This window comes from Escherichia sp. WS1152 (genome assembly GCF_046487665.1).
Taxonomy (GTDB): Bacteria; Pseudomonadota; Gammaproteobacteria; order Enterobacterales; family Enterobacteriaceae; genus Escherichia; species Escherichia coli.
The window spans coordinates 237,614-261,649 of the sequence record NZ_JBJQJA010000004.1; the positions used below are offsets into that span (position 1 = coordinate 237,614).

Below are 24,036 nucleotides of genomic sequence, written 5' to 3' on the forward strand. Positions count from 1 at the left end.
AGGATAAAGGATGATGAAGATGCAATCGCGAAAAATCTGGTACTACCGTATAACCCTCATCATCCTGTTGTTCGCTATGCTGCTGGCATGGGCGCTGCTTCCCAGCGTCCATGAGTTTATCAATCGCAGCGTTGCGGCGTTTGCCGCCGTGGACCAACAGGGTATAGAACGCTTTATTCAGTCTTACGGCGCACTGGCGGCAGTTGTCTCGTTCTTGTTGATGATTTTGCAGGCCATTGCTGCACCGCTACCTGCGTTTTTGATCACCTTTGCCAATGCGTCGCTGTTTGGCGCGCTCTGGGGCGGCTTGCTGTCGTGGACCAGTTCGATGGCCGGCGCGGCGCTGTGCTTTTTTATCGCCAGAGTGATGGGCCGCGAAGTGGTGGAAAAATTAACCGGCAAAACCGTACTTGACAGTATGGACGGCTTTTTCACTCGCTACGGCAAACACACTATCCTGGTCTGTCGGTTATTGCCTTTTGTCCCTTTCGATCCAATCAGCTATGCTGCCGGTTTGACTTCAATCCGTTTTCGCTCGTTTTTTATCGCCACCGGGCTTGGTCAGTTACCGGCGACTATTGTTTATTCCTGGGCGGGCAGCATGTTAACAGGCGGTACCTTCTGGTTTGTCACCGGACTGTTTATTCTGTTTGCCCTGAGCGTGGTGATTTTTATGGCGAAGAAAATATGGCTTGAGCGCCAGAAGAGGAATGCCTGATGGGTTTACCGCCGCTTAGCAAAATTCCTTTCATTTTACGTCCGCAGGCGTGGCTGCATCGTCGCCATTACGGCGAGGTGCTAAGCCCCATTCGCTGGTGGGGGCGGATCCCGTTTATCTTTTATCTGGTGTCGATGTTTGTTGGCTGGCTGGAGCGCAAACGCTCACCGCTCGATCCGGTAGTACGATCGCTTGTCAGCGCGCGCATTGCGCAAATGTGCCTGTGTGAGTTTTGCGTGGATATCACCAGTATGAAAGTCGCCGAGCGCACCGGCAGCAGCGATAAACTGCTGGCAGTGGCTGACTGGCGGCAAAGCCCGCTCTTCAGCGATGAAGAACGGCTGGCGCTGGAGTACGCCGAAGCCGCAAGCGTCACACCGCCAACGGTCGATGATGCCCTGCGCACCCGACTGGCTGCGCATTTTGACGCTCAGGCGCTCACCGAACTGACGGCATTGATCGGCCTGCAAAATCTGTCAGCCCGTTTTAATTCTGCCATGGACATTCCCGCTCAGGGGCTGTGCCGTATTCCGGAAAAACGTTCTTAAGGAGAGATGATGCGCCATTGTGGGTGGTTGCTGGGATTGTTCTCGCTGTTTTCTCTGGCAACACATGCCAGTGACTGGCAAGAAATTAATAATGAGGCCAAAGGGCAAACTGTCTGGTTTAACGCCTGGGGCGGCGATACCGCAATTAACCGCTATCTCGACTGGGTGAGCGGCGAGATGAAAACCCATTACGCTATAAACCTGAAGATTGTTCGTCTGGCGGATGCCGCAGACGCGGTGAAGCGCATTCAGACCGAAGCTGCTGCCGGACGTAAAACGGGCGGCTCGGTGGATCTGCTCTGGGTGAACGGCGAAAACTTCCGCACCTTAAAAGAGGCCAATTTACTGCAAACCGACTGGGCAGAGACTCTGCCCAACTGGCGCTATGTCGACACACAGCTGCCGGTGCGGGAAGATTTTTCAGTGCCTACAGAAGGGGCTGAATCGCCCTGGGGGGGCGCACAACTGACATTTATCGCCCGCCGCGATGTTACGCCACAGCCACCACAAACGCCGCAAGCCTTACTGGAGTTTGCTAAAGCCAATCCCGGCACGGTTACCTATCCGCGCCCACCGGACTTTACCGGCACGGCGTTTCTTGAACAGTTGCTGATTATGCTGACGCCCGATCCCGCCGCATTAAAAGAAGCGCCGGACGATGCGACTTTCGCCCGTGTCACTGCTCCCTTGTGGCAATATCTTGATGCGCTGCATCCGTATTTGTGGCGCGAAGGAAAGGATTTCCCGCCTTCGCCCGCGCGGATGGATGCTCTGCTGAAATCCGGCACATTGCGCCTGTCGCTGACCTTTAACCCCGCGCATGCGCAGCAAAAAATCGCCAGCGGCGATTTGCCTGCAAGCAGTTACAGTTTTGGCTTTCGCGAGGGGATGATTGGCAACGTGCATTTCGTCACCATTCCTGCCAACGCGAATGCCAGTGCTGCGGCGAAGGTAGTTGCCAATTTCTTGCTCTCACCCGATGCGCAATTGCGTAAAGCAGATCCCGCTGTCTGGGGCGATCCTTCTGTTCTCGATCCGCAAAAACTGCCTGATGGGCAGCGCGAAACATTGCAATCAAGAATGCCTCAAGATCTGCCGCCAGTACTGGCTGAACCGCACGCAGGTTGGGTAAATGCGCTGGAACAAGAATGGCTACACCGTTACGGTACGCATTAATCTTTTTGCTGTGGGCGATGGTGGCGGTGATTTATGCACCGCTGATCCCGGCAGCTCTCACGCTGATATCGCCTGCTTTGTCGTTGACACACTGGCAGGCGTTATTTGCCGATCCACAGTTACCGCAGGCATTACTGGCAACGCTGGTGTCGACAACCATCGCGGCGGTCGGGGCGTTGTTGATTGCCCTGCTGGTGATTGTGGCGCTGTGGCCTGGGCCGAAATGGCAGCGTATGTGCACCCGTCTGCCGTGGCTGCTCGCCATTCCCCATGTGGCTTTTGCCACCAGCGCCCTTCTGCTCTTTGCTGACGGAGGGCTGCTTTATGACTATTTCCCGTATTTCACTCCGCCAATGGACAAATTGGGTATTGGGCTGGGCTTCACGCTGGCGGTGAAAGAAAGCGCATTTCTGCTGTGGATCTTAGCAGCGGTATTGAGTGAAAAACGGCTGTTGCAGCAGGTCATTGTGCTGGATTCGCTGGGTTACAGCCGTTGGCAATGTTTGAACTGGCTGCTGTTGCCCTCCGTTGCTCCTGCACTTGCAATGGCGATGCTGGCGATTGTTGCCTGGTCGCTGTCGGTCGTGGATGTGGCGATTATTCTTGGGCCAGGTAATCCACCGACGCTTGCGGTAATTAGCTGGCAGTGGTTAACCCAGGGCGATACCGATCAACAGATTAAAGGCGCACTCGCCAGCCTGCTGCTGATGCTGTTACTCGCCGCCTACGTTTTGCTGGGCTATCTGCTATGGCGTAGCTGGCGGCGTACTATTCCCCGCGTAGATGGCGTTCGCAAGCTTGCCACGCCTTTATTGCCAGGCATTACGCTGGCGAGTTTTTTACCCTTGACCGGTGTGCTGTGTGTGGTTCTGCTGGCGATCCTCGCGGATCAATCAACGATCAATAGTGAAGCGCTCATCAACAGCCTGACAATGGGGCTGGTGGCGACATTCATCGCTTTGCTCCTGTTACTGCTGTGGCTGGAATGGGGGCCACAGCGTCGCCAGTTGTGGTTATGGTTGCCCATTTTATTACCGGCACTGCCGCTGGTGGCGGGCCAGTACACGCTGGCGCTCTGGCTGAACCTGGATGGGAGCTGGACGGCGGTGGTCTGGGGGCATCTGCTGTGGGTAATACCGTGGATGCTGTTTATCCTGCAACCCGCCTGGCAGCGCATTGATTCACGGTTAATTTTGATTGCGCAAACGCTGGGCTGGTCGCGTGTCAAAATCTTCTTTTACGTGAAATGTCCGTTTATGCTACGCCCTACGCTGATTGCCTTCGCAGTGGGATTTTCAGTCAGTATTGCGCAGTATATGCCGACGCTGTGGCTGGGCGCGGGGCGTTTTCCGACGCTCACCACTGAGGCGGTGGCATTAAGCAGCGGCGGCAGCAACGGTATTCTCGCCGCCCAGGCTTTATGGCAACTGCTATTACCGCTTATTATTTTTGCCCTGACCGCGTTAGTCGCAAAATGGGTAGGTTATGTCAGACAAGGACTCCGCTAATGCTCTGCGTGAAAAATGTTTCGCTACGTTTACCAGAAAGCCGCTTGCTGACAAACGTTAACTTTACGGTGGATAAAGGTGACATTGTCACGTTAATGGGGCCGTCTGGCTGTGGAAAATCCACTCTGTTTTCATGGATGATTGGTGCACTGGCCGGACAGTTTTCTTGTACAGGTGAGCTATGGCTCAATGAGCAACGGATTGACATGCTACCCACCGCACAGCGTCAGATTGGCATTCTTTTTCAGGATGCACTGTTATTTGACCAGTTCAGTGTCGGGCAAAATTTACTGCTGGCGCTACCGGCGACACTTAAGGGGAATGCCCGACGTAATGCCGTGAATGATGCACTTGAGCGTTCAGGCCTTGACGGAGCTTTCCATCAGGATCCTGCCACTTTGTCTGGCGGTCAGCGAGCGCGCGTTGCTCTGCTTCGCGCCCTTCTCGCTCAGCCAAAAGCGTTGCTACTGGATGAGCCATTCAGCCGTCTTGATGTGGCTCTGCGCGATAATTTTCGCCAGTGGGTGTTCAGCGAAGTTCGCGCCCTGGCGATCCCCGTCGTTCAGGTAACGCACGATCTCCAGGATGTTCCTGCTGATAGTTCTGTTCTGGATATGGCTCAGTGGTCAGAAAATTACAACAAACTGCGATAACGCAAAGTTTTTCTCAATGCGTCAGTTCAGAATGGCGCACTCAAAACTACAATGTCGGGATTTTCGATGAAACGTGTTTCTCAAATGACCGCGCTGGCAATGGCTTTAGGGCTGGCTTGCGCTTCTTCGTGGGCCGCTGAACTGGCGAAGCCTCTTACACTTGACCAGCTTCAACAACAAAATGGCAAAGCGATAGATACTCGCCCCAGCGCGTTTTATAACGGCTGGCCACAAACCTTAAATGGCCCTTCTGGTCATGAACCTGCCGCCTTAAACCTCTCTGCTAGCTGGCTTGACAAAATGAGCACCGAACAGCTCAACGCGTGGATCAAGCAACATAACCTGAAAGCCGATGCCCCGGTGGCGCTGTACGGTAATGGCAAAGATGTCGACGCCGTCAAAACGCGACTGCAAAAAGCAGGTTTTACGCATATCTCCATTCTGAGTGACGCGCTAAGCGAACCTTCCCGTCTACAAAAACTGCCGCACTTTGAGCAGCTGGTTTATCCGCAATGGCTGCACGACCTGCAACAAGGTAAAGAGGTTACGGCGAAACCTGCCGGAGACTGGAAAGTCATTGAAGCGGCCTGGGGCGCTCCTAAGCTTTACCTTATCAGCCATATTCCCGGTGCTGACTACATCGATACCAACGAAGTGGAAAGCGAACCGCTGTGGAACAAAGTTTCTGATGAACAACTAAAAGCGATGCTGGCAAAACACGGCATTCGCCATGACACCACGGTCATTCTGTACGGGCGTGACGTATACGCTGCAGCGCGTGTGGCGCAGATTATGCTGTATGCAGGCGTGAAAGATGTGCGCCTGCTGGATGGCGGCTGGCAAACCTGGTCCGACGCGGGACTGCCTGTTGAGCGAGGAACGCCACCGAAAGTGAAAGCGGAACCGGATTTCGGCGTGAAGATCCCGGCACAACCGCAGTTGATGCTCGATATGGAACAGGCCCGTGGACTGCTGCATCGCCAGGATGCATCGCTGGTGAGCATTCGTTCGTGGCCGGAGTTTATCGGTACGACCAGCGGTTACAGCTATATTAAACCAAAAGGTGAAATAGCCGGAGCACGTTGGGGACACGCTGGTAGCGACTCGACGCATATGGAAGATTTCCATAACCCGGATGGCACCATGCGTAGCGCCGATGATATTACCGCTATGTGGAAAGCATGGAATATCAAACCAGATCAGCAAGTTTCATTCTACTGCGGCACCGGCTGGCGCGCGTCCGAAACCTTTATGTACGCACGAGCAATGGGCTGGAATAACGTCTCCGTTTACGACGGCGGCTGGTACGAATGGAGCAGCGATCCAAAAAATCCGGTAGCAACCGGTGAACGCGGCCCGGACAGCAGCAAATAACATTGCAATTACTGACGCTGGAGCGACTTCAGCGTCAGATACCCACTCCACACCCGCGTAAAGGTCGTCATCCAGCACAACGCACCGAAGATCCACGCAAACCACGCAAACCATGCAGGGAATAAACATCCCAGCACAAACAGTAAGATCGTTTCTGTGCCTTCGGTTAATCCCCCCAGATAATAAAACGATTTATGCGCATAACCGGGATTATCAATCTGATGTTTCGCCGCCAGCGCAGCAAAGGCGAGAAAACTGCTGCCCGTACCGATAAACGCAAACAACAACCAGCCGCCTGCCAGCGCATTTTGCTCCGGTGCAGCAAGAATAAAACCAAACGGCACCAGCGCGTAAAAGAGAAAATCGAGAGAAATATCAAGAAAGCCGCCCGCGTCGGTAAGCCCTCTGCGCCGCGCCAGTGCGCCATCCAGACCATCAAGCAGACGATTCAACAAAATGACGACAAGCGCCGCCAGATACCAGCCCAGAGCCAGAAACGGCAGAGCCAGCACGCCGATGGCAAATCCCACTAATGTTAAACCATCTGGCGTAATGCCCGGTTTATCAAGAACCCGCACGCACTGATGCAACAACGGTTTAATCCGGGGATGAAGATGGCGGTCTAGCACAGGCACTCCTTAAATATAAAGCCTTTCTAATTGAGCAACAGTGCGGATATTATGGCATTTTTCGCTTATCTGCCCGTGTGTAATTTATGAAAATGATTGAAGTTGTTGCCGCCATCATTGAACGTGATGGCAAAATTTTACTCGCGCAACGCCCCGCCCAGAGCGATCAGGCGGGATTATGGGAGTTTGCCGGTGGTAAAGTCGAGCTGGATGAAAGCCAGCAGCAGGCGCTGGTGCGTGAGTTAAACGAAGAATTGGGCATCGAAGCAACTGTGGGTGAGTATGTTGCCAGCCATCAGCGAGAAGTTTCGGGGCGGATTATCCATCTTCATGCCTGGCACGTACCCGACTTCCACGGGACGTTACAGGCACATGAACATCAGGCGCTGGTCTGGTGCTCACCTGAAGAGGCGCTGCAATATCCGCTGGCTCCTGCTGACATTCCATTATTAGAGGCGTTTATGGCTTTACGCGCCGCCAGACCAGCGGATTAGTGCTAAGGGTTTTGTCATCCCGCTGGCATTGCAGCAGTATTCCTTCGGCTTTAATTACCGCCCCTTCAGAATAATTTTTATCCTGATAAACGCAGCACTGAGTACAGGGCTGCGCTGACTGCCCGCCTGAACTGAACACTTCTGGCGGTACGTTTACCTCCACGTCCGGACGATAATGCGGGTTAGCCAGTGCAATTAATGGAAATGCTAATACTACGGCGAACAATGCTCGACTCACAGGGAACTCCTTAACGTTATTGTCTCTGCTACTGATAACGGTAGCCGGGTGGCAAAACTTTAGCGTCTGAGTTATCGCATTTGGTTATGAGATTACTCTCGTTATTAATTTGCTTTCCTGGGTCATTTTTTTCTTGCTTACCGTCACATTCTTGATGGTATAGTCGAAAACTGCAAAAGCACATCACATAAACAACATAAGCACAATCGTATTAATATATAAGGGTTTTATATCTATGGATCAGACATATTCTCTGGAGTCATTCCTCAACCATGTCCAAAAGCGCGACCCGAATCAAACCGAGTTCGCGCAAGCCGTTCGTGAAGTAATGACCACACTCTGGCCTTTTCTTGAACAAAATCCAAAATATCGCCAGATGTCATTACTGGAGCGTCTGGTTGAACCGGAGCGCGTGATCCAGTTTCGCGTGGTATGGGTTGATGATCGCAATCAGGTACAGGTCAACCGTGCATGGCGTGTGCAGTTCAGCTCTGCCATCGGCCCGTACAAAGGCGGTATGCGCTTCCATCCGTCAGTTAACCTTTCCATTCTCAAATTCCTCGGCTTTGAACAAACCTTCAAAAATGCCCTGACTACTCTGCCGATGGGCGGTGGTAAAGGCGGCAGCGATTTCGATCCGAAAGGAAAAAGCGAAGGTGAAGTGATGCGTTTTTGCCAGGCGCTGATGACTGAACTGTATCGCCACCTGGGCGCGGATACCGACGTTCCGGCAGGTGATATCGGGGTTGGTGGTCGTGAAGTCGGCTTTATGGCGGGGATGATGAAAAAGCTCTCCAACAATACCGCCTGCGTCTTCACCGGTAAGGGCCTTTCATTTGGCGGCAGTCTTATTCGCCCGGAAGCTACCGGCTACGGTCTGGTTTATTTCACAGAAGCAATGCTAAAACGCCACGGTATGGGTTTTGAAGGGATGCGCGTTTCCGTTTCTGGCTCCGGCAACGTCGCCCAGTACGCTATCGAAAAAGCGATGGAATTTGGTGCTCGTGTGATCACTGCGTCAGACTCCAGCGGCACTGTAGTTGATGAAAGCGGATTCACGAAAGAGAAACTGGCACGTCTTATCGAAATCAAAGCCAGCCGCGATGGTCGAGTGGCAGATTACGCCAAAGAATTTGGTCTGGTCTATCTCGAAGGCCAACAGCCGTGGTCTGTACCGGTTGATATCGCCCTGCCTTGCGCTACCCAGAACGAACTGGATGTTGACGCCGCGCATCAGCTTATCGCCAATGGCGTTAAAGCCGTCGCCGAAGGGGCAAATATGCCGACCACCATCGAAGCGACTGAACTGTTCCAGCAGGCAGGCGTACTGTTTGCACCGGGTAAAGCGGCTAATGCTGGCGGTGTAGCAACGTCAGGCCTGGAAATGGCACAAAACGCTGCGCGCCTGGGCTGGAAAGCCGAGAAAGTTGACGCACGTTTGCATCACATCATGCTGGATATCCACCATGCCTGTGTTGAGCATGGTGGTGAAGGTGAGCAAACCAACTACGTGCAGGGCGCGAACATTGCCGGTTTTGTGAAGGTTGCCGATGCGATGCTGGCGCAGGGTGTGATTTAAGTTGTAAATGCCTGATGGCGCTACGCTTATCAGGCCTACAAATGGGCACAATTCATTGCAGTTACGCTCTAATGTAGGCCGGGCAAGCGCAGCGCCCCCGGCAAAATTTCAGGCGTTTATGAGTATTTAACGGATGATGCTCCCCAGGGAACATTTCTTATGGGCCAACGGCATTTCTTACTGTAGTGCTCCCAAAACTGCTTGTCGTAACGATAACACGCTTCAAGTTCAGCATCCGTTAACTTTCTGCGATAGCAGCAGATATGCCAGTAAAGAAATCCCATTAGACTATTTTTTTGATCATCTTCTTCGCTTTCGAACAACTCGTGCGCCTTTCGAGAAGCAAGCATTATATAATGCCAGGCCAGTTCTTCTTCAATTGTCCCGTTTTGAAAAGCTGTGCTTGATATCGAGATCATCCATGATAATTCCGCCGCCCATATTAGCTTCGCCGAGGATTTACCGGAGCGATTATTAGCGCAATCAGAGATATAATCTGAGGGAAAAACAGCAAATTTATTCAACAAGGCGATAACCTGCTCTGGGGCTTCCTCCATGTTTGCTTTAAAGGTATTGGCTCCATGGTCGCCAGAAAGAAAATGCTCCATTAAGGCACAATAACTTTCGCTATCTTCGATACCCCATTGATCCTCTAAAGACTCGCGTCTTTTACTAATGATATTGATCGAGTCAAAAGGAAGCACATGATATTGGAAGGTATCTTTGCCAGGTTCAGGCTTTCGCGGCCAGAACTCCAGCGTTTCAGACCATTGCTTATGATAGAATCGATAAGGTGCGATCAATTGTAGCGCCTGTAACTTCTCGATACTGAGCGGCTCAATACCTTTAGCCTGATAATAATGCAGTTGTTCTTTTTTTGCTTTAAAACCGGCCCGAACAATAAGCCCCATCATAATTAATAGATAAAGAAAAGAGCATCCCGCAGTAATCAGGCCTCTTTCATTCAAACCGTTGGATGTTATCGCTGCGAATACAAACATTACAGCGACAACACATGTTAAATAACCTCCCCACTTACAAAGCAGCATGGCCTTATTTTCTTTAATCATCCGTTCAAAATTACTATTAAATATTTCCCAGCCATTAAAAGAATACTTCTCGCTCCCAGGATGGTTTTGTAATAAAACTTTTTTCATCACATTCCCTGTTATTACATACTTTAGAGGCGATAATTTTATCCATGCAAAAAAATATCCAACGAATTTTCTTGATCCGCTGGATATTTCAGAATATGACTCGAATAGCACGAAAGATTCGCTCGCTTACGCTATCGCCCCGCTTCCGGCTTCATCTGCTGGCGGACTTTTTTTCGCACTACGTTTACGCGGTGCAGCCTTTTTCTTATCAGCACTGCCACCACTGCCCGGAGCCACAATGCCGCGAAACTGCCGCACCGGAGTACGTTTGGCTTGATCAATAAGCTGATATAGCGTCCCCACCAGCGGCTGCATAAAGTCCTGATAGCGACACTGCTTTTCGCTGATTTGCGTCAGCACTGATTCCCAGTGCGCGGTCATGTCCGGTCGCGTAGCCATCTCCGGCAGCGAATGGAATAGCGCTTTTCCGGCGTCGGTAGAGTGGATATAGCGCCCTTTTTTGGTCAGGAAACCACGCTTGAACAACAGTTCAATAATCCCGGCACGCGTTGCTTCTGTCCCCAGGCCATCGGTCGCACGAAGGATCTTTTTCAGATCTTTGTCCTGCACAAAGCGCGCGATCCCGGTCATCGCCGAAAGCAGTGTTGCATCGGTAAAATGGCGAGGCGGCTGGGTTTGCCGCTCTACCACTTCACCTTTTTCACACAGCAACTCATCGCCTTTCGCCACCACAGGCAGTGGCGTGCCGTCGTTTTCTTCATCGCGCTCTTTGCTGCCTAACAGCGCGCGCCAACCTGCTTCAGCAAGAAAACGCGCTTTAGCGACAAATTTGCCTTTGGCAATGTCCAGTTCGATAACACACTTGCGGAACACCGCATCCGGGCAGAACTGCATCAAGTACTGACGGGCAATAAGGTTATAGACCTTCGCTTCGTTCTCCGTCAGGTTGATCGCAGAACTCCGTGCGGTCGGGATGATGGCGTGGTGCGCATCGACCATTTTGTCATCCCAACAGCGGTTGCGTATATCTGGATCTACCACTGGCTGCGGCAACAGATCTGGTGCATGAACGCTGATGGCATTCATCACCGCGTGGCGTCCGGCAAAATGTTCTTCTGGCAAATAGCGACAATCGGAACGCGGATAAGTGATTAGCTTGTGCGTTTCGTACAGCTTCTGGCAGATATCAAGCACGTTCTGCGCACTCAGACCAAAACGTTTTGCCGCTTCAATCTGCAACGCCGAAAGCGAAAACGGCAGCGGCGCGGATTCTGATTCCCGTTTATCGTTATAGCTGGTGACAATAGCCGGTTGACCACTAATGCGGTTAACCACATGTTCTGCCAGTGGACGATGTAACAAGCGCCCTTCTTCATCCTGGTACGGTTCACACGCTTCGCTCGGTTGCCAGATAGCGGTAAACCGCTCATCGGCAGGTGTCACGATATGTGCTTTGACTTCAAAGAAGTCTTTCGCCACGAAGTTTTCAATCTCTTCATCGCGGCGCACCACCAGCCCAAGCACGGGCGTCTGCACGCGTCCCACAGAAAGTACGCCCTGATAACCGGCATTGCGACCGAGAATGGTATACGCACGGGTCATATTGATGCCGTACAGCCAGTCGGCACGCGCTCGCGCCAGCGCAGAAACGCACAGCGGTACAAACTCACTGTTGGAACGAAGACGGTCGATCGCCCGCTCAACCGCCTGCGGGTTCAGGTCGTTTATCAAGCAACGCTGCACCTGCTGGCGCTTTTCCGGTGCCAGTTGTAGATAGTCCAGCACTTCATCCACCAGCAGTTGCCCTTCGCGATCCGGGTCCCCGGCGTGAACGATTTCGCTGGCTTCATGCAGGTACCGTTTGATGACGTTAAGTTGTTTGGTCACGGAGGGTCGGGGCTGTAATTGCCACTTTTCCGGGACAATCGGCAAATCCGCAAGATTCCAGCGCGCATAGCGGCTGTCGTAGGCGTCTGGCTGCGCCTGCTCAAGCAGGTGACCGATACACCAGGTCACCACCTGACCATTACCGCACTCGATAAAGCCATCGCCTTTACGGTGCGGTTTGGGCAGGACATCAGCAATGGCGCGCGCCAGACTCGGTTTTTCGGCAATAAACAACCGCATTGAATTAACGGATCTCAACCATGGCACGACCGCCGCGCGCTGGCACCAGTTCGCCAATCGCCGTCAGTTCAATGCCAAACTCGGCGGCTGTAGCTTTAACCTCATTTTCTGCTTCCGGCATGACCGCCAGCAGCAAACCGCCAGAAGTTTGCGGATCGCACAGCAAATCGCGCACTTCACGCGGCATTTCACCCATCAGATGACCGTAGCTGGCAAAGTTACGTTCGGTGCCGCCAGGCACTGCACCCAACTTAATGTACTCTTCAACCCCCGGCAATTTCGGGATCGCGTCATAGTCAACACGCGCCTGCACACCTGCGCCCTGACACATTTCGCTCAAATGGCCCAGCAGGCCAAAGCCCGTTACGTCGGTCATCGCTTTTACGCCTTCAATGTTGGCAAAGGACGCGCCTGCGATGTTCATCCGGCACATCACTTCCGTCGCCAGTCCCTGATGTTCTGGTTTCAGCAGTGATTTTTTCTCAGCCGTGGTAAGAACGCCGATCCCCAGCGGTTTCGTCAGGAACAGTTTGCATCCGGCTTGTGCGGTACTGTTTTTCTTCACCCGCTCGGTCGGTACGATCCCCGTTACCGCCAGACCAAAAATCGGCTCCGGCGCATCGATGGAGTGACCGCCAGCCAGCGCAATACCCGCCTGACGGCATGCATAGCGTCCACCTTCGGTTACTTCGCGGGCAATTTCTGGGGAAAGTTTGTTAATCGGCCAGCCGAGGATCGCAATCGCCATAATCGGTTTGCCCCCCATCGCGAAGATATCGCTGATGGCGTTAGTCGCCGCAATGCGGCCAAAATCGAAAGGATTATCAACGATCGGCATAAAGAAGTCGGTAGTACTGATAACGCTGGTGCCATTGCCCAGATCGTACACCGCCGCATCGTCGCGGGTTTCATTACCCACAAGCAAATTCGGATCAACAAACTTCGCCTGCTCACTGTGCAGGATGGTTTCCAACACTTTTGGGGAAATTTTACAGCCGCAACCAGCTCCGTGGCTGTATTGGGTCAAACGAATCGAGTTCTCGCTCATGGACATCTCCTGTCAATGCAATCCGGGTATGGTAACCCTCATTCCGTGAAGTGATAAGTGAGAGTGTCTGAATTCCTGCGCCTTTGCTCACAATCCAGACAGTTTCGCGACAATTATCAGAAATAAGTCACAAACGGCGTCGGGTCCGGGACGTTTATCGACGTAGATGCTTTCAACTGCGGCGTACCGAGGTAGAGAAAACCGACAATTTTATCCTGCTCACGGCAACCGAATGCTTCACGCACTACCGGGCTTTCAGTTAATGCGCCACTGCGCCAGATGCCGCCAAAACCCTGGGCAACGGCTGCCATTTGCATCGCCATGACCGCGCATCCGGCAGACATTTCCTGTTCCCAGCGCGGGACTTTATGATTTTCTTCGCATTTCGCCACCACCGTGATGATGAGCGGTGCGCGGAACGGCGCATTACGCGCTTTGTCGATGGCTTTGTCATCACTACCGGCAGCAATCGCCCCCTGCTCCAGTACGGCGCTGAAACGCTCGCGCCCTTCCCCTTCAATCACAAAAAAATGCCACGGTTGCATGGACTTATGGTCCGGCGCACGCATACCCGCACGCAGGATGTTTTGCAGTTGTTCACCCGTTGGCGCGGGTTCAGCCAGGCGGGAGGCGCTACGGCGATTGATCAATAGTTCGAGTGCATCCATTTGATTAACTCCTGTCATGATATTTATTCACAAAATTAACACGAGAGTGGATTTTGTTACAGCACAGTCCGCAATTCCTGCTGACAAGTGTCGGTTGGGTCATTACGATAACCACATCTATTGCGCCTGTGACAGGTGTGACCTTAAGTTGGGAGAATACATGCGAACCCTTTGGCGATTTATTGCCGGATTTTTTAAATGGACGTGGCGTCTGCTGAATTTCGTCCGTGAAATGGTACTTAACCTGTTCTTTATTTTTCTCGTGCTGGTTGGTGTGGGGATCTGGATGCAGGTCAGTGGTGGTGATTCGAAAGAAACGGCCAGTCGTTGTGCACTGCTGCTGGACATTTCTGGTGTGATCGTCGATAAACCCGACAGTTCTCAGCGGTTTAGTAAATTAAGCCGCCAACTACTTGGTGCCAGTTCCGATCGTCTGCAGGAAAACTCACTGTTTGATATCGTCAACACCATTCGCCAGGCGAAGGACGACCGCAATATCACCGGTATCGTGATGGATCTGAAAAACTTCGCAGGCGGCGACCAGCCGTCTATGCAGTACATCGGCAAAGCCCTGAAAGAGTTTCGTGACAGCGGGAAACCGGTTTATGCCGTTGGCGAGAACTACAGCCAGGGGCAATATTATCTCGCCAGTTTCGCCAATAAAATTTGGCTGTCACCGCAAGGCGTGGTTGATCTGCACGGTTTTGCTACCAACGGTCTGTACTACAAATCGTTGCTGGATAAGCTGAAAGTTTCCACCCATGTGTTCCGTGTGGGTACGTATAAATCTGCCGTTGAACCATTTATTCGTGATGATATGTCACCGGCAGCCCGCGAAGCTGACAGCCGCTGGATTGGTGAGCTGTGGCAAAACTATCTGAATACTGTTGCCGCTAACCGGCAGATCCCTGCTCAGCAGGTATTCCCTGGGGCGCAAGGGCTACTGGCTGGCTTAACCAAAACGGGTGGCGATACTGCGAAGTACGCGCTGGAAAACAAACTGGTCGACGCGCTGGCAACGAATGCCGAAATTGAAAAAGCCCTGACCAAAGAGTTTGGCTGGAGCAAGGCTGATAAAAATTATCGCGCCATCAGTTATTACGATTACGCATTGAAAACGCCGGCAGATACCGGTGACAGCATCGGTGTCGTCTTCGCTAATGGCGCAATTATGGATGGCGAGGAAACTCAGGGGAATGTTGGCGGTGATACCACTGCGGCACAAATCCGCGACGCTCGCCTTGACCCGAAAGTGAAAGCGATTGTCCTGCGTGTTAATAGCCCAGGCGGCAGCGTTACCGCGTCTGAAGTGATTCGCGCTGAACTGGCAGCAGCCCGGGCAGCGGGTAAGCCTGTGGTTGTATCGATGGGCGGCATGGCGGCATCTGGTGGTTACTGGATTTCCACGCCAGCTAATTACATTGTGGCTAACCCCAGCACCCTGACCGGTTCTATCGGTATCTTCGGCGTGATCACCACCGTAGAAAATAGTCTGGATTCGATTGGTGTTCATACTGATGGTGTCTCAACTTCACCGCTGGCGGATGTTTCTATCACCAAGGCACTGCCGCCGGAAGCGCAGCAGATGATGCAGTTAAGCATTGAGAATGGCTATAAACGCTTTATCACGCTGGTTGCTGATGCGCGTCATTCGACGCCGGAGCAGATTGATAAAATCGCCCAGGGCCACGTCTGGACCGGTCAGGACGCAAAAGCTAACGGGCTGGTCGATAGTCTCGGGGATTTCGATGATGCGGTTGCCAAAGCAGCAGAGCTGGCAAAAGTGAAACAGTGGCATCTGGAATACTACGTTGATGAACCGACCTTCTTCGACAAAGTGATGGACAACATGTCTGGTTCTGTCCGGGCAATGTTGCCAGATGCGTTCCAGGCCATGTTACCTGCACCGCTGGCCTCGGTAGCCTCTACCGTTAAAAGTGAAAGCGACAAGCTGGCGGCGTTTAACGACCCACAAAACCGTTATGCGTTTTGCCTGACCTGCGCCAACGTGCGTTAAGTCTTGTACTGAGTGGCCGACAGATCGTCGGCCATATTTTTAATCCTCTTCCCGCTGTCTCGCCCCATATTTCCTTATCCGCATAGTATCAGGTGCGCTCCCCCTGCCTCACGTATATACTTTTGCTCTTTCGATATCATTCATATCAATATCATGCAAAAGAAATCAATTTACGTCGCCTACACGGGCGGGACCATCGGGATGCAGCGTTCCGAGCAGGGTTATATACCGGTGTCAGGTCATCTACAACGCCAACTGGCGCTGATGCCGGAATTCCATCGTCCGGAGATGCCAGATTTCACCATTCATGAATATACGCCGCTGATGGATTCTTCAGACATGACGCCGGAAGACTGGCAGCATATTGCTGAAGATATTAAAGCGCACTATGACGACTATGATGGTTTTGTCATTCTGCACGGCACCGATACGATGGCATATACCGCCTCTGCGCTGTCGTTCATGCTCGAAAATCTCGGTAAACCGGTCATTGTGACAGGGTCACAAATCCCGCTGGCTGAGTTACGCTCTGACGGACAAATTAATCTGCTGAATGCGTTGTACGTTGCGGCGAATTATCCGATCAACGAAGTAACGCTCTTTTTCAATAACCGATTGTATCGCGGCAACCGCACTACCAAAGCCCATGCCGATGGTTTTGATGCGTTTGCCTCTCCAAACCTTCCTCCGTTACTGGAAGCAGGTATCCATATTCGTCGTTTGAATACGCCACCCGCCCCGCACGGTGAAGGGGAATTAATCGTTCATCCAATCACCCCACAACCAATTGGCGTAGTGACGATTTATCCAGGGATTTCTGCTGACGTCGTGCGCAATTTTCTGCGCCAACCGGTGAAAGCATTGATTCTGCGCTCATATGGCGTGGGTAATGCGCCACAAAACAAAGCCTTCCTGCAGGAATTACAAGAAGCCAGCGATCGCGGTATTGTGGTGGTCAACCTGACACAATGTATGTCCGGTAAAGTGAATATGGGTGGTTATGCCACCGGTAACGCCCTCGCCCATGCTGGCGTTATTGGCGGTGCAGATATGACTGTAGAAGCCACGCTAACCAAACTGCATTACCTGCTTAGCCAGGAACTGGATACTGAAACCATTCGCAAGGCCATGAGCCAAAACCTGCGCGGCGAACTGACGCCAGATGATTAAGGAGACTGCAATGCCCCCTCGCGCCCTGTTACTGGTCGATTTACAAAATGATTTCTGTGCTGGTGGCGCGCTCGCCGTGCCGGAAGGTGACAGTACGGTGGATGTCGCTAACCGCCTGATTGACTGGTGCCAGTCGCGCGGTGAAGCGGTTATCGCCAGTCAGGACTGGCACCCGGCGAATCACGGCAGTTTTGCCAGCCAGCACGGTGTAGAGCCTTATACGCCAGGCCAACTCGACGGTTTGCCACAAACCTTCTGGCCAGATCACTGTGTGCAGAACAGTGAAGGCGCACAATTACATCCGTTACTGAACCAAAAAGCGATCGCAGCGGTGTTCCATAAAGGCGAAAATCCTTTAGTTGACAGTTACAGTGCCTTTTTTGATAACGGCCGTCGGCAGAAAACCTCTCTCGATGACTGGTTACGCGATCATGAAATCGATGAATTGATCGTTATGGGCCTGGCTACTGACTATTGCGTGAAGTTTACCGTGCTGGACGCGTTACAGTTAGGTTATAAGGTAAACGTGATTACCGATGGTTGTCGTGGCGTGAATATCCAGCCCCAGGACAGTGCGCACGCGTTTATGGAGATGTCAGCAGCTGGGGCAACGCTATATACGCTGGCAGACTGGGAAGAGACGCAGGGGTAATTTTACGCTGGCCTACAATTCTGTACTGGCATTGTAGGCCAAATAAAACACGTCAGTGGCACATCTGGCAATTGATGCCATCAACGAAAGATTTAATTCACCTCAGAAATCTCTTCCAACGACACCTTTCGCGTTTCGATGCCAAAAATGGAGAGAACCAGCGCACAGAGCAATAACATGACACCAAGTACCATAAACACCGTGATCGACCCATAATGTGTTAATAATGCCGCAACGCCATAGGGCGTGAAGACTGCGACGATCCGTCCGACGGCATTAACGAAACCCGAACCGCGCAGGCGTAAATGCGTTGGCCAAAGCTCCGGGATATAAACCGCCGACGCGAAGCAAACATACATGTATAAAAAGAATATCATCACCAGGCCATAGATTAAAATCGCCCACTCTGTAGTCTGAATTGAATAGATATAGCCTAACACGGCAATAATAATAAGTAAGGTGGAGCCAAATAACCGACGAGGAAAATGATCAATAATTAATGCCGCAATAAATATTCCTACCGGAGCGCCAATCATAATAACAGCGGTCATTAATATTGATTTATCGACATCAATGCCGGAGTTAACAAATATGGTCGGTATCCATACGGTGATGGTATAAAGCGAAATGTTCATTGCAATTAAAACAGTAATCGCGACTAATGTACGTCGTAACATTTCACCTTTAAACAGGAGCCAGAAAGTACCCTTGATTACTTTAACCTTGCTGTTGCTCTGATACGAAGTAAGCGGGGGTAAACGAATACTCTTCTCTCTTTCAATTTGCTGCTCTACTTCACGAAGTTGGCTTTCTGCACCTGCGATTTGCCCTTTCCCTGCCAGCCATCGTGGCGACTCAATAAAGTATTTACCTGAAAGAAACCAGGCTAACAGTATGCCAATACCACCCAGCAGAAACATTATCCGCCAACTAAAAAAAGCGATAACCACCACACCTATCGCCGCAGACAGCATGGGCGACCAGTTACCAACAAATGAGAGCCGCGCGGACCATTTTCCACGCACCGTCGCGGGGATAAACTCCGTAAATGAGGCATAGCCAACCATAATCAGCGCCCCCATTCCTGTTCCCATCAGGAAGCGAAAGAAGATGAGCCAGTACATATCAGGGACAAAAGCGGCCCCTGTTGCAGCAATACCGACGATGAGAAGATTTATGCGAAACGCCCTGCGCCGCCCAAAGTAATCACCGATGAACCCACCGGTAAGAGAGCCGATGAAATAACCAAACATTAATGCCGAGGTAAAGGCGGCATTGAGGAAATTATTTGACCATCCATTGCTTACCAGCTTTGCTAAGACGACATTACCGGAGTAACTCAAAAACCCTGTTAATAACAGACTAAAGCTTATAATACCAAATATACGATAATGAAACCGGGCCAAAGGCAAGCGGTCCAGTCTTGCGCCAATTTGATCATATTGTTCCATTGGGTGCCTCGGATTTGCTAAAAAAGGTAGCAATTGCGGCAAATTCACTTGCCGCATCTTTATCATCATTTTATTTCCAGGCGCAGGAACAAATAATATTGACAACGTGTGCTTAAATTACCACACCAGCTGGATATTATTGTCTTTGCAAAATGCTATCCACTCTGCACCCGGTGATTTATCAGTTATTATGTAATTAATATGACTAAAGTCAGCTAACTGGACAAAAGCTTTGCGATCAAACTTAGAGTGATCAACCAATAACGCAACTTCTGTCGCCTGACGGATCATTGTCTTTTTGATTTCAGCTTCCGCTTCATTAGAGTCCAGCGCGCCGCTGTTAATATCAAGACCTTTACAACTCATTACCATGATATCGACATGGTAGCGGCTGATGATCTCTTTAGTAATTCTTCCTTGCAGTGAAAGTGTATTTTTGTTTAGTTCCCCACCCGTTGAAACGACTTTAATTTCTGACTGAGCCAGAACATGAATCGCTTCCGCCGAGTTGGTTAGCAACGTCAGGTCACTACGGTCCTGTAACAATTTGAGCAATTCCATTACGGTACTACTGGAATCGGCTGCCATGGTGGTTTTATTGTCGATAAAGGGTAGTGCCTTGCGTGCAATAAGCTGCTTCTCTTCATAAAACGATGAAGCGCGCTTATAAAAATGGATATTCTCCGTCAACATCGCTGTATTTAAAACAGCACCACCATAGGTTCTGGTCAAAAAGCCTTCATCTTCCAGCTTCTCAAGATCGCGGCGAATGGTTTCTTCGGTTACCTGAAAAATCCCACTCAAATTTGAGACTGTCACCTTTTTATCGTTGGCAACCATTTGCTTAATTGCCTGAATCCTGTCTTTTGCCGCCACGATTACACCCCTGTATCTTTTTACATCACATTAGCGCGATTATCGCATAACCGATGTTTACTTTCAAAATAACCTGTTTGAATCACAGATTTTCATCACAGTTTTCACAGAAACAGAGGTGAATCGTGTTGAGTATTTAACGCTCCAGGGCCTCTGCCATTTCCCTCATCAATGTTGCGTCTGCATCCGATAAGTTGATATTCAGTGCTGCGACATTTTCGCGTACCTGTTCCGGTGCAGTAGCCCCACTAAGAATGGAGATTAAATCACTCTGTTTTAATATCCACGCCAGTGCCAGAGTGGGAATTGTGCACTGATATCGAGCACAAAGTGGCTGCCACTGTTCAAGCATATCAATCACTTTCAGCATGTTTTCACGCTGGAACCAGACTTTATTTGCCCGAGCGCCGCCCGGAACGTAATCACGAGTGATGGTGCCGGTCAACAATCCCTGCTCTAGCGGGGAATAAACCTGAACCACAATGCCATTATCACGACATAGCGGCAGCAGTTCGTTTTCCATTGCCCGGTCGAGGATACTGTATTTCGCCTGAATAATATCCAGTTCACCATATTGCAGATACTCGCGGATATGGTCGGCATCGACGTTAGCAGCGCCTATAGCGCGAATTTTCCCTTCAGCCTTTAACTCATTAAGCACTGCGACAGTTTCAGCGATCGGCGTATAAAATGGCGGCACCGACTGCCAGTGCGTCATGTAGATATCGATGTAATCAATACCCAGACGTTGCAAGCTGGCTTCTACCTCTTCGCGGATAGATTCCGGGGAAAGGTTTTTATACAACTGCCGATCGCCAACTTTGTTGAATAAACTTCCTTTTCGTTCCCAGACAATGCCGCATTTGGTTTCTACTACAACCTGTTCACGGGGCAGTTTTTTTAACGCCTGACCGACGATAACTTCACTATTGCCAAAATTATATCCTGGTGCAGTATCAATCAGATTAATGCCGCAACGATGGGCTTCAAGAATCGTATCAATACATATTTGCCGATCGAGATCGCCATTCCATGCAGGACCGCCGCCAATGGCCCATGTCCCCAACCCCATTCGCGAAAGCGTAATATCCGTTGTGCCTAAAGGTATCTTTTTCATTTGCCTTCATTATCCTTCGTATTCTTCCAGCAATTGTTCGACCAGCTTTCTGTTTTTTACGCCGGTGGTGGCACCGACGCTTAGAACCGAGATAGCCGCCGTTGCATTGGCAAAGCGTGCGCATTCACGCAGATTTTTGCCTTCTAACAGTGCCGCAATAAAACCTGAAGCAAAGTTATCGCCCGCGCCAATGGTGTCGATGGCGGTTATTCCTGCGACCGCCGGCACCTTCATCGTCATGTCACCACGCTTGATAAAGCAGCCGTCTTTACCCGTTTTAATCACCACCGTTTTTACGCCGCACGCAAGAAAGCAGTCAGCAATTTCATCCAGTGTCTCTTTCCCGGTGAGTAATTTTGCCTCGGCATAATTAGGAAACAGATAATCGACATAACTCAATGCTTCGCAAATATCATCCAGCGTTTCATTCAACCGCGGTTTGATCATATCGGCACAGATAATCATCTGCCGGGCTTTAGCTTGCGTAAAAATTTCTGTTAGCGCTTTACCATCCAATAGTGGACTGTTGAAAATACTGGCCAGTGATAATAATTTTGCCTGGGAAAACCGAGCAAAATCAACATCGTCAATATTCAATTTCCACAGACTGCCGTTACGGTTTGTGACAAACGTCCGCTCGCCATCCTCCGTCACCAGTCCAACATTAATAGAGGTATCTATGCTGACGTCCTGTTTCAGGCTTTGAATATCAATATTCTCTTTGCGGCAATGGTCGAGAATAAATTGTCCTGCGGCATCTTTACCAACACGCCTCATTAATGCTGTACGATGGCCCAGACGAGAAATAATTGTTGCTTCATTTATTGCATCACCCCCGGTGGTCATTGCGATTCTTTCAAGAGGATAAGAATCCACATCAAAGATATTTTTACTGACCGGTTGCAATGGAATATCAACAATAGCGGCACCTATACAAATAACGTCGAGATTATCCATATCATTATTCCGCTTTGCCATCAGAACCGAACAGTTTAATTTTTTCCAATGCCCGTTCTTTTACAGCTTTACGTACTTCACGTTCTAAATGCAGGAAAGGCTGATCCTGGTTTTCTTTCACTGCGACCATTGCGGCCTGACAGAGCTCCGTATGGATGTTGATTTTCGCGATACCCAACGAAATTGCAGTTTTAATGTCGGCATCACTGATCCCCGATGCGCCATGCAAAACCAGCGGAACAGACACGGCATCGCGTACGCGTTTGACGACCTCAAAGTTCAATTGTGGCTCTGACGTATAAACCCCATGCTGGTTGCCGATGGCGACAGCCAATGAGTCACAGCCCGTACGTTCAACAAATTCAGCCGCCTGGTCAGGATCGGTATAGTGATAGCCCGCCAGCGCTTCCTCATAAACGGTTTCATTACCGACATGCCCTAATTCCGCCTCTACCGGAATACCCAGCGGATGGAAGAAATCGACAGCCTCTTTGGTTAAGCGAATATTTTCTTCGAAATCAAATGCGGAAGCATCACGCATTAATGAATTCATACCATGAGCCCAGGCGTTATGAATAATCTCCATACTCCGACCATGATCCCAATGAGTTATTACCGGCACCGTTGCTTTTTGTGCCATTGATACCATCATGTGAGAGAAATCTTCAAATGAGGTGTTGCCGACAAAACCTGTGCCAAAAGAAATAATAACCGGTGATTTCGCTTCTTCGGCTGCGTCGATAACGCCCATCAACATTTCTGCATTCCATACATTAAAATGGGCAATAGCATAACGTTTATTTGTGGCATCGTTTTCCCAATATCTGATATCTGCGAGCATGTTCTGTTCTCCCGTATTAATTAATCGCTAATCTTAATAACGCCTTTAATAATGTCGCGTTTGTTGTTAACCGACTCTTCAAATGCCTGTTGTACATCACGGTAATCGTAAATATGTGTCACCATCGATTTCACATCGAATCGCCCTGAAGAAATAGCTTCAATCGTGACCGGATAACGATTGGCATAGCGGAATACCGTCTGGATAGTGACTTCGCGATTGATTTTGAGGAAATTGATTGCCGAATCGCCGGGTACAGTACCAACAATCATAATTTTACCGCCGCGCATTACCAGATAAGGTGCCTGTTTAACGGTGACCGCAGAACCCGCTGTTTCGAAAACAATATCTGCGCCCATGTCTTCGGTAAATTGCTGACAGCGTGCAATAGTGTCTTCTTTTGCGCCGTTAATAACCACTGTCGCACCAAGCTGTTCCGCCATTGTCAGACGTTTTTCCAGCACATCAACGACGGCAATTTCCGTTGCTCCCAGGCATTTGCACGCTTGCAACGTCATCAAACCAATACAACCCGCTCCCAGAATAATTATCTTCTTACCCGGTTTAACATCTGCCAGCATCGCGGCATGCATCCCGACTGCGGCAGGCTCCACCAGCGCCCCTTCCATCGTGTCCATATTGTCGGGCAGTTTGTAAGTAAAGCTCTCCGGATGACACAGATAGTGCGTTAATGCGCCGCGGTAGTTGGGTTGTGTCGCCATAAAATCAACGTCCGGGCAGATGTTATATTTGCCTTCCAGACAGTAACGACAGTGACCGCAAGGAACGCCAGGTTCGATATTTACCCGATCCCCCGGTTTAAATTTGCGCACGCGGCTTCCCACAGCCACAACCGTCCCGGCGCATTCATGACCCAGGCCAATTTCTTGATTTGGGTCTTTAGGCGGAATAAACGGACCTGATTCAAAACCATGTACATCTGAACCACAAATACCGACATATTCTACTTTAATCAAAACTTCATCTTCTTTAGGCACTGGTATTTCTGCTGAAATAATTTTCATTGTGCCCGGCACCTGCAATATTGCTTTTGAATTTTTCATTTTGAATCCACCC

Annotated in this window: 23 protein-coding genes; 11 read left to right on the forward strand and 12 right to left on the reverse strand. The window is 50.6% G+C overall.

Annotated features, from left to right (window positions below):
• Positions 1–10: 10 nt before the first annotated feature.
• From ACJHW7_RS09120 to ynjE, 6 genes are all read left to right on the forward strand, one after another.
• Positions 11–718: a TVP38/TMEM64 family protein gene (locus ACJHW7_RS09120; protein WP_021556879.1), complete on the forward strand. Its 708-nt coding sequence runs from the start codon at positions 11–13 to the stop codon at positions 716–718.
• Positions 718–1,266, forward strand: coding sequence for a carboxymuconolactone decarboxylase family protein (locus ACJHW7_RS09125; protein ID WP_000524072.1), 549 nt, complete (start codon positions 718–720; stop codon positions 1,264–1,266). The genes ACJHW7_RS09120 and ACJHW7_RS09125 overlap by 1 nt, the downstream gene beginning before the upstream one ends.
• Positions 1,267–1,275: 9 nt before the next feature.
• Positions 1,276–2,442, forward strand: coding sequence for an ABC transporter substrate-binding protein (locus tag ACJHW7_RS09130; protein ID WP_001536993.1), 1,167 nt, complete (start codon positions 1,276–1,278; stop codon positions 2,440–2,442).
• Positions 2,415–3,950 carry an ABC transporter permease gene (locus tag ACJHW7_RS09135; protein WP_021556880.1) on the forward strand — a complete coding sequence of 512 codons (1,536 nt, stop codon included), beginning with the start codon at positions 2,415–2,417 and terminating at the stop codon, positions 3,948–3,950. The genes ACJHW7_RS09130 and ACJHW7_RS09135 overlap by 28 nt, the downstream gene beginning before the upstream one ends.
• Positions 3,950–4,603 (forward strand): ATP-binding cassette domain-containing protein, encoded by a 654-nt coding sequence (locus ACJHW7_RS09140; protein WP_004972005.1) that lies wholly within the window; start codon positions 3,950–3,952, stop codon positions 4,601–4,603. The genes ACJHW7_RS09135 and ACJHW7_RS09140 overlap by 1 nt, the downstream gene beginning before the upstream one ends.
• Before the next feature lie 66 nt (positions 4,604–4,669).
• Complete coding sequence (gene ynjE / locus ACJHW7_RS09145) at positions 4,670–5,977, forward strand: thiosulfate sulfurtransferase YnjE (RefSeq protein ID WP_001307835.1); 1,308 nt, start codon at positions 4,670–4,672, stop codon at positions 5,975–5,977.
• Between the two features lie 8 nt (positions 5,978–5,985).
• Here ynjE and ACJHW7_RS09150 read toward each other — a convergent pair whose 3' ends face one another.
• Positions 5,986–6,606: a CDP-alcohol phosphatidyltransferase family protein gene (locus ACJHW7_RS09150; RefSeq protein ID WP_001307836.1), complete on the reverse strand. Its 621-nt coding sequence runs from the start codon at positions 6,604–6,606 to the stop codon at positions 5,986–5,988.
• 86 nt (positions 6,607–6,692) lie between these two features.
• Between ACJHW7_RS09150 and nudG the strand changes: the two genes are divergently transcribed.
• Entirely contained in the window at positions 6,693–7,100 is a 408-nt protein-coding gene (gene nudG / locus ACJHW7_RS09155) for a CTP pyrophosphohydrolase (protein ID WP_000781877.1), read from the forward strand.
• Here nudG and ACJHW7_RS09160 read toward each other — a convergent pair.
• On the reverse strand, positions 7,066–7,338 hold the full coding sequence (locus ACJHW7_RS09160) for a YnjH family protein (protein ID WP_000085233.1): 273 nt from the start codon (positions 7,336–7,338) through the stop codon (positions 7,066–7,068). The two genes, nudG and ACJHW7_RS09160, sit on opposite strands and share 35 nt — an antisense overlap.
• A gap of 235 nt (positions 7,339–7,573) precedes the next feature.
• On the opposite strand from ACJHW7_RS09160, the gene gdhA reads away from it, so the two are divergent.
• On the forward strand, positions 7,574–8,917 hold the full coding sequence (gdhA, locus tag ACJHW7_RS09165) for an NADP-specific glutamate dehydrogenase (protein ID WP_000373043.1): 1,344 nt from the start codon (positions 7,574–7,576) through the stop codon (positions 8,915–8,917).
• 116 nt (positions 8,918–9,033) lie between these two features.
• Here gdhA and ACJHW7_RS09170 read toward each other — a convergent pair whose 3' ends face one another.
• The 4 genes from ACJHW7_RS09170 to ACJHW7_RS09185 form a co-directional block, all read right to left on the reverse strand.
• Positions 9,034–10,074 (reverse strand): DUF1266 domain-containing protein, encoded by a 1,041-nt coding sequence (locus tag ACJHW7_RS09170; protein WP_021556881.1) that lies wholly within the window; start codon positions 10,072–10,074, stop codon positions 9,034–9,036.
• Positions 10,075–10,200: 126 nt separating this feature from the next.
• Positions 10,201–12,162: a DNA topoisomerase III gene (gene topB / locus ACJHW7_RS09175; RefSeq protein ID WP_021556882.1), complete on the reverse strand. Its 1,962-nt coding sequence runs from the start codon at positions 12,160–12,162 to the stop codon at positions 10,201–10,203.
• Between the two features lie 4 nt (positions 12,163–12,166).
• Positions 12,167–13,210 carry a selenide, water dikinase SelD gene (gene selD / locus ACJHW7_RS09180; RefSeq protein ID WP_001298241.1) on the reverse strand — a complete coding sequence of 348 codons (1,044 nt, stop codon included), beginning with the start codon at positions 13,208–13,210 and terminating at the stop codon, positions 12,167–12,169.
• A 116-nt stretch (positions 13,211–13,326) separates the two neighbouring features.
• On the reverse strand, positions 13,327–13,878 hold the full coding sequence (locus ACJHW7_RS09185) for an NAD(P)H nitroreductase (RefSeq protein ID WP_000339283.1): 552 nt from the start codon (positions 13,876–13,878) through the stop codon (positions 13,327–13,329).
• 160 nt (positions 13,879–14,038) lie between these two features.
• On the opposite strand from ACJHW7_RS09185, the gene sppA reads away from it, so the two are divergent.
• The 3 genes from sppA (at position 14,039) to pncA (ending at position 17,717) form a co-directional block, all read left to right on the forward strand.
• The gene (gene sppA / locus ACJHW7_RS09190) at positions 14,039–15,895 is read left to right on the forward strand and encodes a signal peptide peptidase SppA (protein WP_021556883.1); all 1,857 of its coding nucleotides are present in this window, start codon (positions 14,039–14,041) and stop codon (positions 15,893–15,895) included.
• 153 nt (positions 15,896–16,048) lie between these two features.
• Positions 16,049–17,065, forward strand: coding sequence for an asparaginase (ansA, locus tag ACJHW7_RS09195; RefSeq protein WP_001170162.1), 1,017 nt, complete (start codon positions 16,049–16,051; stop codon positions 17,063–17,065).
• A 10-nt stretch (positions 17,066–17,075) separates the two neighbouring features.
• Complete coding sequence (pncA, locus tag ACJHW7_RS09200) at positions 17,076–17,717, forward strand: bifunctional nicotinamidase/pyrazinamidase (protein ID WP_001135075.1); 642 nt, start codon at positions 17,076–17,078, stop codon at positions 17,715–17,717.
• A 92-nt stretch (positions 17,718–17,809) separates the two neighbouring features.
• Here pncA and ACJHW7_RS09205 read toward each other — a convergent pair whose 3' ends face one another.
• The 6 genes from ACJHW7_RS09205 to ACJHW7_RS09230 all read right to left on the reverse strand — a co-directional run bounded on the left by ACJHW7_RS09205 (position 17,810) and on the right by ACJHW7_RS09230 (position 24,023).
• Complete coding sequence (locus ACJHW7_RS09205; protein ID WP_000438810.1) at positions 17,810–19,168, reverse strand: MFS transporter; 1,359 nt, start codon at positions 19,166–19,168, stop codon at positions 17,810–17,812.
• Positions 19,169–19,285: 117 nt separating this feature from the next.
• A complete protein-coding gene (locus tag ACJHW7_RS09210; RefSeq protein WP_000719088.1) occupies positions 19,286–20,044 on the reverse strand; it encodes a DeoR/GlpR family DNA-binding transcription regulator in 759 nt (252 codons plus the stop codon).
• A 136-nt stretch (positions 20,045–20,180) separates the two neighbouring features.
• Entirely contained in the window at positions 20,181–21,161 is a 981-nt protein-coding gene (gene ydjG, locus ACJHW7_RS09215; protein ID WP_000723731.1) for an NADH-dependent methylglyoxal reductase, read from the reverse strand.
• 9 nt (positions 21,162–21,170) lie between these two features.
• Positions 21,171–22,118, reverse strand: a complete 948-nt coding sequence (locus ACJHW7_RS09220; protein ID WP_072847810.1) for a sugar kinase — start codon at positions 22,116–22,118, stop codon at positions 21,171–21,173.
• A gap of 4 nt (positions 22,119–22,122) precedes the next feature.
• On the reverse strand, positions 22,123–22,959 hold the full coding sequence (locus tag ACJHW7_RS09225) for a ketose-bisphosphate aldolase (RefSeq protein ID WP_021556885.1): 837 nt from the start codon (positions 22,957–22,959) through the stop codon (positions 22,123–22,125).
• Between the two features lie 20 nt (positions 22,960–22,979).
• Positions 22,980–24,023, reverse strand: a complete 1,044-nt coding sequence (locus ACJHW7_RS09230) for an NAD(P)-dependent alcohol dehydrogenase (RefSeq protein WP_000798120.1) — start codon at positions 24,021–24,023, stop codon at positions 22,980–22,982.
• Between the last annotated feature and the right edge of the window lie 13 nt (positions 24,024–24,036).